The organism is Microcystis sp. LE19-84.1B (assembly GCF_027531875.1).
Classification (GTDB): Bacteria; Cyanobacteriota; Cyanobacteriia; order Cyanobacteriales; family Microcystaceae; genus Microcystis; species Microcystis panniformis.
The window spans coordinates 1-11395 of sequence record NZ_JAPZSR010000350.1; the positions used below are offsets into that span (position 1 = coordinate 1).

Below are 11395 nucleotides of genomic sequence, written 5' to 3' on the forward strand. Positions count from 1 at the left end.
TAACTCCTGTGCAGCAAGGGTTTGTCCCCCATAGCCTAATTCTAAGACTGTTTGCGCCATGAATCTTCTTTTAGCTGCACCTTTTAATTGAAGTGCAGTTTCACTGAGCAATTTCTTGAGGGAATCAGTTAATTCCATATATTCTTAAAAAGAAAAACTTGATTAATAATGTACAGGATTAATTCTACTACAAAATTGGAAGGAGGGGGCAACCATCGATCCCTACCTCCCACACTCCGAGAATGATTATTATTCTTGAGGATGAATAGTTTATTTTTTGGAAGTCCCTAACAGTTACATTTCTTCTCCCGCCATGCTACCAAACGCATGACCAAGTATCACCCTTCCAGTCATTTTTCTTAACGAACGACCCAGAAAAAAACGTCGTCACCAACAACCATTTTCACTGGCTAAGTCTCAATAGTTCAATCAGGTAAAGTACCAGGTGCGATTTGTACTGTGCGGGTATAGACGGAACCACCCTCCACATACTTGAAATCGATCTGAACATCATTAATGGTTTTTCCCTCCGGCAAATCGATCGTGTCTCCCTGAACCGTCACACAATCAGTGGTATCAAAACCGTTGATCGCACATAATCGAATGGCCGTGGCGGGATGATCGTACCATTGACGATTTCCCCAAAACTTGTTCATTACATTGGTGGCATGGCGTACCTTGACCCTCTGATTATTGATCAAAGTCACTACTACCCACTCCTCCCGATCGAGATCACCAGGAGAAAAAATGCTTTGCTGACCGATGTTGCCGGTAGGGGCATCCCTCAAACGCATTTTATAGACTTTCTCCCCGATAAAAGCGGAATTGACGGCTGATCGACCATTGCCAGAAGAATTAGTAGGAGAACGCTGGTTTTGTTCTCTAATCCAACGATCGCACTCCTCTTGAGAAAACCCGTAAGACTCCCGGTTCCGACATAAAACCTCGTAATCTTGGGCTTCGACTTGCATAGACATTAGACAAAAGATAGAAGCTAAAACGATCGGAGACGGCGATTTCATACAAAAACAGCAACTTTATTACCTAATATTACCGTAGCTACCATCTGAAAATTTTCCAGTTATCTGGTTATCTGGTTATCTGGTTATCTGGTTTTTTGGGTTTCTGGTTATCTGTTAATCTGGTTTACCAAATCGGTCGTTAAGGGCTGCCATGATTACCGCCGTCATGGTCGTTCCTTGCCGTTTGGCCTCCGCCGCCCAATGTTGCCGCAAGGATTTGGGAACTTTGACACAAAGGTTTACTTCTGGTTCATTCTGGTTTTCTGGTAAGTTGGTATTTTGGTTTTCCGGTAAACCGGTATTTTGGTTTTTTGGTAAGTTGGTATTCTGGCTTTCCTTTAAACCGGTATTCTGGTTTTCTGGTTCTCTGGCTTTCTTAATTAAATCGCCGTACCTGCCCGTCGTCATAAAGCCTCCAATATGGCGAAGATTTCCTCTCCCAAAGCTTTGTAATCCTTCCATGCCGCTCTTAACCTAGCATCATCGAGATTGCGGATGGGAACGCCCGCTAAAGCCGCTTTTTGATAGCCGACGGTTCTGCGAATCATCGACTTGAAAACAGGGATACTGCCGTCGGTTAAATCCTGACGTAGTATTTCACCTTCCCGATTCGGGGGCGGCGGTACGATCGTGATCAGGGCGCGGTAATTAGCGTCTCCCAAATCTTTGGCTGTTTCCAACATCGGCTGCAGACTGAGAACATCGGGGGCGGTGGGTAAGATCAGGAGTTCGCAACCCTTGGCCAACTCTTTGAGATCGTCGGAATGGGGACGGGCGGGAGTGTCGATGATGACGAAATCCGCCCCGCCGATAATCTTCATCGCCTGTCGCTCGTCGGCAACGGTGAAGGGAAGCTCCCCCCTCTCCGCCCAACCCAAAGCGGTGCGGTTCGGGTCGCCATCGACCAATACCGTCCGACCTCGATCGCTGAAATAGGTGGCAATATGCACGGCGGTGGTGCTTTTACCCACGCCGCCCTTGTAACCGGTAACGGTAATAATTTTCATAGATTGTGTCTCGATACGGTAGTCTCCACTTGCGTCGTCTAGACAAGTCCCGTCCTTTTTAGGCGGGTTTAGTGATCTGGATTTCTGTTTTTTACTCTTGATCCGCGAACTGGTTTTCTGTAAAACCAGATTGCCATAAAACAAGATGAATAGGATCGCCTCTGGTAATGAGGCTTTCCGTAAAACCAGATTACCGTAAAACCAGATAAACAGAATCGACTCCGTGAACTGGTTTTCTGTAAAACCAGATTACCATAAAACCAGATAAACAGAATCGACTCCGCAAGCTGGTTTTCTTTAAAACCAGTTTTCTGTAAAACCAGATTGCCAGATTGCCAGTCAGAAATAGTCAAAAGTTTAGCCATTAACCAGAACCGGCTCGATCCAGATCAGTTTGCGATCTGGTCGTTCTCTGGGGCCGTAGGGTTGCCAACGATAGAAGCCCCTGCGCCGATGGGTGCGGTACTGACTAGATTAACTTAACCGCCAGTTAGCGAAAAATCAGGGGCATATTTCAACAGTAAACAGCTTTTGTTTGCCTAAGCAGGGTATCGGTTCGATCGCCCTGACATTTTCCAGCTTCCAAGCGTATCGTTGGGGTTGCCAGTCGCCGAGCAACCGTTCCAATTCCGAAACCGATTCGATAATAATCGAATTTGGCACGTCTGTGGCGTTCGCCTCGGATACCATCTCTAAACAATCGGTCAGATCGGTGAGTGCTACGATCGCACCTAACGGCAATTTATCGCCATCGATGGACAGATAGAACGCTCGGTTGAGATGGGAGATCAAGCTTTTTCCTCGCTTGCAAAGGGGACGTTGGGCGGCGTGGATGGCCAACACCCCTCGGTATTTTGTCGGCCATCCCCTTGTCTCGTGAAGTTTGAGACCGTTTGCGACCAGAAATGCCCACGGTTGCCACAAACTGATAGCTTTGATTGCCAATGCCTTACTCCTTCTCATTTGTTCTTAAGAAATTCCCTGTACTCCGCTAGAACCTCCCGCGCTTTGGGGGAATCGATCGCTTCCAGTATCCCGTCGATCGGTCTGCCCATGCGATCGAGTTCTCGAATCCGATCCACCTTTTCAGATGCAAGGTAGATCGATCGCTTGCGCTTACCGAATTCGACTTGATAGAAAGTCTGGAGATATTTGCGCCCGTACTTCGCCTGTTGAGAATAAGTGGGGATAAAATACCCCGAACCCTCCCCCCTACGACGGCGCGGACGTTTATTCTCGGTTTCCTCTTTACTAGGGGATAAGTTTGTACTGGTTAAGGGTACATCTGTATCCCCTAGTAAAGGTATTTTAGAGAGAATCAAGGTAGAGGATGCGGGCGAGGGCGATGGTGGCCATTTGAGAGTTGAGGGCATTAGCGAGAGCGATTCGTCGGTGGAGAGAAACTGGATCGCCGTTCGGTTGTCCAAGGGGTTCGTCCAGTCCGTAGGAATCGAGGAGATGCTTTCGAGAAATCGGGGATTTAACCGTTCGTCCTCTTTGATTACGCCCTCTTTCTTCAACTGTGTCTCTAATTTGCTCTGGCCAGGGCATGACGGGTTGCCAGTCGATAAAACCTCTGGCGATGACCACAAGCAGAAGTTTTCTCCTAAAGAAGGGGGAGCCAAAATGACCTGAATTGACAGTAAGCCATTCCGCATCGTAGGTTCAGCGGGCAATCTGACGGAGGAAGTGCTGAAGATAGAGGGTTTGGTGGCCTGTTCTGCGGATGGAGAGGATATTCTCGGTTCTGGCGGTGCAGAAGTATCGGGGTCGGAAAGATTCGATCGCCCGTTTGATAGCGGGGAAACAATCACCCCCGGTTCCATCGCCCCGTTTTGAAAGGGTGGGGGGTGAGGCGGTAAGAAGATGGATTTCGCCGTGTTTTCGTCGGCTATCTCGCAGAGGGAGATAATTTGCGTCGCCGTAGTTGCGGACTCTGGGGAAACGTCGGTCGAGAGGGAACCCGACCCCGATGCCGCTGCAGATATCGAATTGTTTGAGCATGGTGGTTCGCTACCAGTCATTTTTTTTTCTCCCCAGTCGAGACTTCAGCAGTGGGAAACTTTCGAGCATCTCTCGGATATTCAGAGGTGATCGTTCTGAGTCTTTATCGGCCACCCGTCGCCACGGGATTAACTCATCGGGTCGATGCCGCAATCTTAGGAGTGGCTCTCCGTATCGGTCTAGGGGTAGCAGTTCTAGAGCAACATCCTCGACGATTTCCCCTCGGACTTGTGCGTACCATCGCAAAAATTCATCCGACAAACGGGAGCGAGGTTGTTCTGGCGGTTCTTTCGATATCTGATAGAGAAATACCCCGTACTTACTTCTTATCGTTTCTAGGGTCGCCTCCACATGGGCGATAGCCTGCCAAGCTCTCGATTGTCCGTATTTATCGATTGCCTCTCGGATTTTTTGATCGAGCGGTATCCCTAGTTCTCCTAATCGCTGGTCAAGTTTCGACCTTAACGGTTCTTTAATTTGGTTCGAGCATTGGATGGATTCCGACTCGACAATAACTTTCTCATCCCGAGAAATTAAATCCTTTTCCTCCTTCTCACCTGGAAAAATTAAATCCCCCACCGCCACGGTCTGGATGGTTTGAATTGTCTGAATAGTCTGAGGAATTGCAAAGTTCTCTTGCTGTAAGGGTTTCGGGGTTTGATTTTCCGAATTTTCGGAAAAGTTTCCGAAGCCACGAACTGGGTTCCGTTTTTCCGCATCGTTTTCCGAATTTTCGGCAACCTTTTCGACGAATCGAACCTGGTTCCCCCGTTTGGCCACCCCCCGAAGATTACGGAAAGAAAAACCTTGATCTTGAAAGTCGAATAGTCCCAATTGCTGAAATTTAGCGATCGCCGTGTAAAAGGTGGTTTTTTTAATGTTCACCGCCTGCATGATCGTGAACGTATCCGGCAGTTGGGAGTAGCGATCACCGAAGGGGTCCAACTCGACGAGGTAACTCCATAGTCTCCACTCGGCGGCTGTCAAATTGGAGTGTCTGAGCTTTTGGGATATTTCCGCCGTTAGAGGGTAAAATTTTTGCTCGATCCGTGTCATAATAGTCACACTGTAAAAGAATGAATTTCAGAGGATGAATCTCAAAAGATGAACCCCGATGAACCGATCCCGAAAGTTGCGTTTCGACAAATCGATCTCGACGGTTACTTCTAGATAGGTACATCTAATGAAGAAGTCATTTTCTTGCCCCGTTCCCTAACCAGATTGGGGCTTGTTTTTTTGGGCTAATCCCCTCGGTCGCGAACGGGACGAACCCATCCGAACGGGTCAATCGGAAGGAAGCTTAAAAATTCCTTAAAATGCCCCAGTATTTTCACAACTTGTAGTTTCCGTGTCATAATCGGTATGAGTGGTTCTGATCGTGCGAAAATCAGTTATATTTGTTTGCTAGACTAATTATCAACTAATTAATTCGCATTTGAGTCGGTGAGTATGCAAAAGTTAACAATTAGGCAAGCCTTTAAAACAACCCAAGATTATTTCAAGATTAGTGGTAAGGATCTTTCCGAGGTGTCGGGGATCGGAACGCCACATATCAGTTCTTTTAGGAACGGGAAGAACTGGATCAGCGAGGATACCTTAGAGAAGCTTCTCGATGGGATGGAAGAACTTGCTCCTGGTTCCCGCCGTTACTTTGGTTTGTTGGTGTCGGGAGGCTCCGAACCGAATTTAGAAGATTTAATTGAGATAATCGGTGCTGATCGTCTCATGGTTGCCATTGCCGAAAAGTTCAAAAAAGATCGGGAAACGATCAACTTCCTGCAGCAAAGTCTGATCATGTCTTAGGGAAAGTCCTCACCGTTTGCGGGGACTGGCGGTCGTTGTGCGGAACCTCAACCAATGATTTTCAGGATTTCTGAAACGGGTTGATTAGCATCGATCGCCATTTGCACCTTTGACAGCTTCTCACGGGGGACTGACCGTTTGAAGGTTTTCCATCTGCCGTTAACCTTCTCGTCCCAACAGTAAGCCCAAAACCAATGATCGGGATTGCCAGTGGAACGCTCGCCCTCAACTTTTGGATAAGTTTTCACGTTACCGTGTTTATCCTTCTTCTCTTGGTTGAAGGCATAAAGGGAACCACTGGGATTTTTCTTAGGGGAAATCTCAGATGTGTGATCTCCTAAATTTTCCCCTAAGAAAATCTCTGAAGATGTGACGGGGTTGACCGTTTTTTTCTTAGGGGAAATCTCAGATGTGTGATCTCCTAAATTTTCCCCTAAGAAAATCGGTGACTCACTTTCCCCTAAGAAAGAATTAGGGGTTGTCGAACACTTCGCCCTTTTTGGTGTCTTGGAAGCTTTCGGTCTCGGTTCGGGAGGGGAACAGATATCAAAAAACTGGTGGTGAAACAGATGGTTATCGGTGGTCAGTATCCAACCATCTTGGCGAACCTCACCGATTGTGTAGAACTTACCGTTATCGGGATGTTCACCGACGATCACGATCGACACACCCGCTTCAATTGCCATGGTTCCCTCCGGGCAATTCCGTCAACAATCCGTAGGACTTATCGAATAGACAGCGTGCCGTTCCCGTCAAGCCGTGACGGGCCTTACCGACGATCAATTCCAGCACATCGCGATCAGCACTATCGGGGTTGTAATATTCATCGCGATAGAGGAGGACAACGTTATCGGAAACCATCTCTAGAATTCCCGATTGACTGAGATCGGCCATGAGCGGGCGTTTATTGTTGCGTCCCTCTACCGCCCGGGATATCTGAGAGAGTGCCAGAATCGGCACGTTTAAATCGCCCGCCATCTTGTAGAGTCCCCTAGCGACGTTGCCCAACTCGTAACTGCGATTGCCGTTGGGAGAATCATCGGCCATCATCTGAAGGTAGTCCACCACCACCAAACCGGGTTGCTTTTTCTCACCGATGAGACGGCGGCATTCCGAGGCGATGCCCATGACCGTTGTTCCCCGGTCGTCGTTGAAATAAAGCGGTAACTCGGCGGCTACCTTCAGCACATTGACGATCGTTTCCCGTTCTTGTTCGGTAAGTGGAGCCAGTCCCGCCCGGTGTTGTCTGATCCGACCGCTTCGGAGGGGAGAAAACCCATAATCGCAATAGTGGGGGTGAACGCTCAACAAACTCCACAGACGGTACTCTAGCTGTTGGGCGGTCATCTCCAGCGAGAAGAAAACCACCGGTATCCGTCGGGCGATCATCATCTGTAAGGCGAGAAATAAGGCGGCTTGGGACTTCCCCATCGACGGTCGCCCCGCGAGCAGGGTCAACGTTCCAGGCTCGAAACCGACGATTAGATTGTCCAACTCCCGTAAGCCCGTGGGGTAAATCGGGTTATTTTTCTCCAATTCCGTGAAGGCGGCACTCGCCACCTCGCTATTGGGAAGCGTTCGCGTCGTTCGTCCCCGGTTCGATACCAGAAATACTCCCTGCTCCGCCCCGTCCAGTACCTCGTCCAACTCCCGCGTCGTGTCGCGGGCTAACTCGATGACCTTGCCTCCCGCCCCGATCAACTGACGACGGACATACTTATCCATCACCAACTCGGCGTAGCGATCGATGTTAGCGGCCGATACCGTGCGCTCGATTAGCTGTAACAGTCGGGGAATCCCTCCCACCTCGTCGAGAAGCTGGTGATCCTGCAGCCAACTGGAAACCGTCATCAGGTCCGTGGGCTTTCCCTTGCCGTGAAGAGAAACCGCCGCTCGGTAGATTTCTTGATGGGAACGAACGTAAAAAGCATCGGCGGCTAGAAAATCGACGATCCGTCCCATCGCCTTGGGGTCGAGGAGAACTCCCCCTAAAATAGATTCCTCGGCCTCGATATTTTGGGGGGGCAACGCGGGATCATACATCACTTTCTAGACCCCACGGGTCGATCCATTTCTCGCCCGCTAATCTGGCCAGTCGCTTCGTTTCGTTGCGCTCCGAAAAGGAGAGCTTTCTGGGGGTTTGTTCTTTCCCCGTTTTTTGTCCGTTCGCTCGTCCCTCCGATTTCTCGAAAAGCTCGTAATAAACTTCCCACCGATTCAGACCAGCTGCATTCTTGCCGGCCAGCCATGCTTCTATATCGATGATCGGATGGGGAAGTTTCCCTGTTTCCTTCCTTACAAAATAAAAAAATCTCGCTCGCTCGTCTTCTGAGAGAGTCTTTTTAAAGTCTAAATAAGTCTTAATAATCTTAGAGGTGCTGGATTCCTTGCCCTGACTGGGTTCCGGGACGGGATCGTTTCCTACAGTGCGAGGGTGTTTCCCACAGTGCGAGGGTGTTTCCTGTAGGAAACCTGATGGTACTGTAGGAAACTCTCCCGCATCACAGGAAACCGTGTTTCCTGTAGGAAACCCTTCCCCGTCGAGGGAAACCCCATCTCCTTTAGGAAACGTTTGCAGCTTGACCAGTGCTTCGGTGATTTCTAGATCGATGTAACCTTTATCGCTAAGAACTTTCAGGGCTTTGGAAACCGTGCCTTTCTGGAGTCCCGTGGCGGTGGCCACATCCGTGACCTTGACGCGCAGATCGCGACCGCCGAACGGATCGATCGTTCTCAGATAGTAGAGAACTCGAACTTCCGCGTATCTCAATTCTTTGGTGACTTCGAGCCACTCTTCCGGTTTTAGCGCGTAGAACTTGCCTTCTATCTTGTTTTGTGTCATAATAGTTATAGTTTTTGTGCGAAGGTATATACTTTCCATCGAAAGCGATGTACTTTTCGTGAATTTGCCCCATAACCCGAATAGAGTTGGGGCTTGTTTTCTAGGTAGGTAGCGTCTTAAAATTCCCTTAATGTGTATATCAATTGCTCTTAACCTCATTTCGGTTTAAAAGACTTCCTACTCAGTCCCCCGATTTCCGCCCCCGCAATCGCACTAAAAAGTATATTTTTTAATTATATGGTGTATGTAAATAAAAACCCATTTCTTGAGAGAAATTTCTGTTGTGGGTAAAATAGTGTAGAGAAGTTAAAGGGTTGTTCAATGGAAACTAGAGGGAAATACAAGGGCAGGAAGGAAAACCCACCGAATCCGGACGGTAGGCCTCAGTTATATCAAGAGCCGAAGAAACGTCGCCACCTAACCGTGACTCAGGCTGGCTGGGAAGAAGTTCAAGCGATTGCGGAACAGTACAACCTATCGGTGTCGGAAATGTTGGAACGGTTAGCCCGCGGCGAGTTTGAACTGGTTCGCAAGGTGTCTTAGTTTTTGATGATCGAGTCCAGTGTTTTGGCTCGGTCGCCTTATGCCGACTATTTCTTCGTCTGGCCTTGGAAATATTTAGAGGGTTAGACGGGGTGATCGAGATTTTTAATACAACTTATCCCCTAGTAAACTCTTCGGTTCTTTACTAGGGGATAAGTTTGTACTGGTTGTTAGTGTGTAGTCTAGTTTATTTTTTTTAGACCGATTCAAGGGTTAAGGATTCGATGGGGTCGGCGGCTTTTTTTTGTGCCAATCCTTTCAGGTACTTACTCCGGGCAAGCACCAAATCGGCCAACTCTTCATCTTCTAAGTTAGCCGCAAGATAATCGACGCTAACTTTTAGGGTTCTCCCAGCGAGACAGGCCGCAAAGTATTCCCTGCTACCCGGTGCGATCTCCTCGGCCGCGTCCAGCAATCGTTCAAACATCTCCAACGAAGGATTCCTCTTACCGGAGCGAATCTCGGACACATAGCTAGGACTAATCCCGGTCTGTTCTGCGATTTGTTTCCCGGCGATGCCCCGATATCTCAATGTCTTGTCTAGGGCTTCTTGAAACATGAATTATTTTTTCTACCTACAGTGAACTTATTATATTATAATTATATTGTTAGCGAATGACAAGACACCTTTGCAGTTCCAATTATGGCACGGTGGGGGGAAATATGGTCATCCGAAACGAAATTAAGAACAGTTGAAGTTCTGATTAAGGGACAAATAAGAAAAAAGTCCCTAAAAAACACCCCCGCACTGACTAGAGCGGGGAAATACTCAATTACTTCTATTATGACACAAACAAGCTTTGTTCAGATCCCGTTCGAGCTAATTAATTATCGAAAATTTGGGTTAAAACCCCGTCGTTTTACGACGGCTTTTCTTGATCTTTGATGTAACACTTAAGAACTTCCAGTGGCGCACCTCTCAGTAATCAGTAATCAGTAATCAGTAATCAGTTATAATACTAGCAACCAGAAGTAAATATGAATTAAGCGTATATGCAAGATACTGCTCATGTAATAGTTTGTGGCAAAACAATTAAAGTTTTGCGTCGATCCGCAAAGTATGGCATTAAACTAAGATTGAGAAAATCAGGACAACTAGGAACATTTTTAAGCGATGAAAGTATATATTTAGGATTAGACGAAGAATTGTCTAAAACCCGTTTAAACGAATTACTTGAGGGAAAAGTAATCTATTTGTAAATTATCAGTTATTAGTTATTAGTTATCAGATGTGATTTTTTAAGTGTGCAGTATTAAATAGAATTTTCCTACTGTTTTTTTACTGTTTACTGTTTACTGATTACTGATTACTGTTTACTGATCACTGATTGTAGAGTGTCTTTCTTTTCGTAGATGACTTGACGTTATTAACAGACCTAGTTAGAATAGAGTACAGACACACACATCTTAACCCAATGAAAGCAAGGTATCAATACCGTATTTACCCAACAGACCAACAAAAGAGGCTTTTGTCTCAGTTGTTCGGGTGTGTGCGTGTTGTCTGGAACGATACCTTAGCTTATTGCCAAGAACTCTATCGACAAGGAGAGAAAAAGCCAAAATATACTGAGTTATCTAAAAGACTAACTCAAGTCAAAAAAACAGAAGAAAAACAGTGGTTAACCGAGGTTTCTTCTATTCCTTTGCAGCAGTCCTTGAGAGACTTAGAGGCAGCCTATTCTAACTTTTTTGCATCTTGCAAGGGAGAGAGGAAAGGAAGAAAAGTCAAGCCTCCTAAATTTAAGAAGCGTAAATCTAAGCAATCAGCAAGATTTACTGACAATGGTTTTACCATCAATCAATATCACGTTACTTTAGCCAAAATCGGTGATTTAAGAATAGTTTGGAGTCGTCCATTACCTTCTGAACCTTCTAGTGTCACCGTGATTAAAGACGCGGCGGATCGCTATTTTCTCAGCTTTGTTGTCGAGATTCAGCCCGAAATACTTCCCAATAATGGGGAGTCAGTGGGAATTGATCTAGGGATTGCTACCTTTGCTACCCTCTCAACAGGAGAAAAGATAGACGCACCGAAACCGTTAAAGAAACGATTAAAACGACTAAGAAAAGCACAGAAAAACCTTTCTAGAAAACAGAAAGGAAGTAAACGACGGGAAAAAGCCAGAAAACGAGTAGCTAAAATCCACGCAAAGATTAAGGACACTCGTACTGAT

Annotated in this window: 15 protein-coding genes and 2 pseudogenes; 3 read left to right on the plus strand and 14 right to left on the minus strand. The window is 46.9% G+C overall.

Going from position 1 to position 11395, the window contains the following annotated elements; genetic code table 11:
• The 10 genes and pseudogenes from O9324_RS19870 to O9324_RS19910 form a co-directional block, all read right to left on the minus strand.
• Window positions 1-138 (minus strand): annotated as a pseudogene (locus O9324_RS19870) (ISAzo13-like element ISMae28 family transposase); the annotation flags it as partial.
• Window positions 139-425: 287 nt separating this feature from the next.
• Window positions 426-971 carry a hypothetical protein gene (locus tag O9324_RS19875; protein WP_288141104.1) on the minus strand — a complete coding sequence of 182 codons (546 nt, stop codon included), beginning with the start codon at window positions 969-971 and terminating at the stop codon, window positions 426-428.
• A 165-nt stretch (window positions 972-1136) separates the two neighbouring features.
• A complete protein-coding gene (locus O9324_RS19880; protein WP_288141105.1) occupies window positions 1137-1430 on the minus strand; it encodes a hypothetical protein in 294 nt (97 codons plus the stop codon).
• Entirely contained in the window at window positions 1427-2029 is a 603-nt protein-coding gene (locus O9324_RS19885; RefSeq protein WP_288141106.1) for a nucleotide-binding protein, read from the minus strand. The genes O9324_RS19880 and O9324_RS19885 overlap by 4 nt, the downstream gene beginning before the upstream one ends.
• A gap of 357 nt (window positions 2030-2386) precedes the next feature.
• Window positions 2387-2482 (minus strand): annotated as a pseudogene (locus O9324_RS27565) (AcrVA2 family anti-CRISPR protein); the annotation flags it as partial.
• A 48-nt stretch (window positions 2483-2530) separates the two neighbouring features.
• On the minus strand, window positions 2531-2992 hold the full coding sequence (locus tag O9324_RS19890; protein WP_288141107.1) for an ASCH domain-containing protein: 462 nt from the start codon (window positions 2990-2992) through the stop codon (window positions 2531-2533).
• A complete protein-coding gene (locus tag O9324_RS19895; protein ID WP_288141108.1) occupies window positions 2989-3351 on the minus strand; it encodes a hypothetical protein in 363 nt (120 codons plus the stop codon). The genes O9324_RS19890 and O9324_RS19895 overlap by 4 nt, the downstream gene beginning before the upstream one ends.
• Window positions 3338-3619 (minus strand): hypothetical protein, encoded by a 282-nt coding sequence (locus tag O9324_RS19900; protein WP_288141109.1) that lies wholly within the window; start codon window positions 3617-3619, stop codon window positions 3338-3340. The genes O9324_RS19895 and O9324_RS19900 overlap by 14 nt, the downstream gene beginning before the upstream one ends.
• Window positions 3620-3694: 75 nt before the next feature.
• Window positions 3695-4033, minus strand: a complete 339-nt coding sequence (locus O9324_RS19905; protein WP_288141110.1) for a hypothetical protein — start codon at window positions 4031-4033, stop codon at window positions 3695-3697.
• A gap of 9 nt (window positions 4034-4042) precedes the next feature.
• On the minus strand, window positions 4043-5089 hold the full coding sequence (locus tag O9324_RS19910) for a hypothetical protein (protein WP_288141111.1): 1047 nt from the start codon (window positions 5087-5089) through the stop codon (window positions 4043-4045).
• A 393-nt stretch (window positions 5090-5482) separates the two neighbouring features.
• On the opposite strand from O9324_RS19910, the gene O9324_RS19915 reads away from it, so the two are divergent.
• Window positions 5483-5836 (plus strand): helix-turn-helix domain-containing protein, encoded by a 354-nt coding sequence (locus O9324_RS19915; protein ID WP_159293119.1) that lies wholly within the window; start codon window positions 5483-5485, stop codon window positions 5834-5836.
• 47 nt (window positions 5837-5883) lie between these two features.
• Here the strand turns inward: O9324_RS19915 and O9324_RS19920 are convergent, their stop codons facing one another.
• The 4 genes from O9324_RS19920 to O9324_RS19935 form a co-directional block, all read right to left on the minus strand.
• A complete protein-coding gene (locus O9324_RS19920; protein ID WP_288141112.1) occupies window positions 5884-6522 on the minus strand; it encodes a hypothetical protein in 639 nt (212 codons plus the stop codon).
• Window positions 6512-7879 carry a replicative DNA helicase gene (gene dnaB / locus O9324_RS19925; RefSeq protein WP_288141113.1) on the minus strand — a complete coding sequence of 456 codons (1368 nt, stop codon included), beginning with the start codon at window positions 7877-7879 and terminating at the stop codon, window positions 6512-6514. Before dnaB ends, O9324_RS19920 begins: the two co-directional genes overlap by 11 nt.
• Window positions 7872-8678, minus strand: coding sequence for a MarR family transcriptional regulator (locus tag O9324_RS19930; protein WP_288141114.1), 807 nt, complete (start codon window positions 8676-8678; stop codon window positions 7872-7874). Before O9324_RS19930 ends, dnaB begins: the two co-directional genes overlap by 8 nt.
• A 739-nt stretch (window positions 8679-9417) precedes the next feature.
• The gene (locus O9324_RS19935) at window positions 9418-9780 is read right to left on the minus strand and encodes a helix-turn-helix domain-containing protein (RefSeq protein WP_288141115.1); all 363 of its coding nucleotides are present in this window, start codon (window positions 9778-9780) and stop codon (window positions 9418-9420) included.
• Between the two features lie 434 nt (window positions 9781-10214).
• Between O9324_RS19935 and O9324_RS19940 the strand changes: the two genes are divergently transcribed.
• Window positions 10215-10421 (plus strand): hypothetical protein, encoded by a 207-nt coding sequence (locus O9324_RS19940; protein WP_288141116.1) that lies wholly within the window; start codon window positions 10215-10217, stop codon window positions 10419-10421.
• Window positions 10422-10636: 215 nt separating this feature from the next.
• Window positions 10637-11395 (plus strand): RNA-guided endonuclease InsQ/TnpB family protein (locus tag O9324_RS19945; protein WP_288141117.1); only part of this gene is annotated, 759 nt, incomplete at its 3' end.

Coding starts and splice junctions, on each gene's coding strand:
- dnaB (WP_288141113.1), bottom strand. CDS start 7,879: ATGTATGATCCCGCGTTGCCCCCCCAAAATATCGAGGCCGAGGAATCT.
- O9324_RS19920 (WP_288141112.1), bottom strand. CDS start 6,522: ATGGCAATTGAAGCGGGTGTGTCGATCGTGATCGTCGGTGAACATCCC.
- O9324_RS19940 (WP_288141116.1), top strand. CDS start 10,215: ATGCAAGATACTGCTCATGTAATAGTTTGTGGCAAAACAATTAAAGTT.
- O9324_RS19930 (WP_288141114.1), bottom strand. CDS start 8,678: ATGACACAAAACAAGATAGAAGGCAAGTTCTACGCGCTAAAACCGGAA.
- O9324_RS19910 (WP_288141111.1), bottom strand. CDS start 5,089: ATGACACGGATCGAGCAAAAATTTTACCCTCTAACGGCGGAAATATCC.
- O9324_RS19885 (WP_288141106.1), bottom strand. CDS start 2,029: ATGAAAATTATTACCGTTACCGGTTACAAGGGCGGCGTGGGTAAAAGC.
- O9324_RS19880 (WP_288141105.1), bottom strand. CDS start 1,430: ATGACGACGGGCAGGTACGGCGATTTAATTAAGAAAGCCAGAGAACCA.
- O9324_RS19905 (WP_288141110.1), bottom strand. CDS start 4,033: ATGCTCAAACAATTCGATATCTGCAGCGGCATCGGGGTCGGGTTCCCT.
- O9324_RS19875 (WP_288141104.1), bottom strand. CDS start 971: ATGCAAGTCGAAGCCCAAGATTACGAGGTTTTATGTCGGAACCGGGAG.
- O9324_RS19890 (WP_288141107.1), bottom strand. CDS start 2,992: ATGAGAAGGAGTAAGGCATTGGCAATCAAAGCTATCAGTTTGTGGCAA.
- O9324_RS19935 (WP_288141115.1), bottom strand. CDS start 9,780: ATGTTTCAAGAAGCCCTAGACAAGACATTGAGATATCGGGGCATCGCC.
- O9324_RS19915 (WP_159293119.1), top strand. CDS start 5,483: ATGCAAAAGTTAACAATTAGGCAAGCCTTTAAAACAACCCAAGATTAT.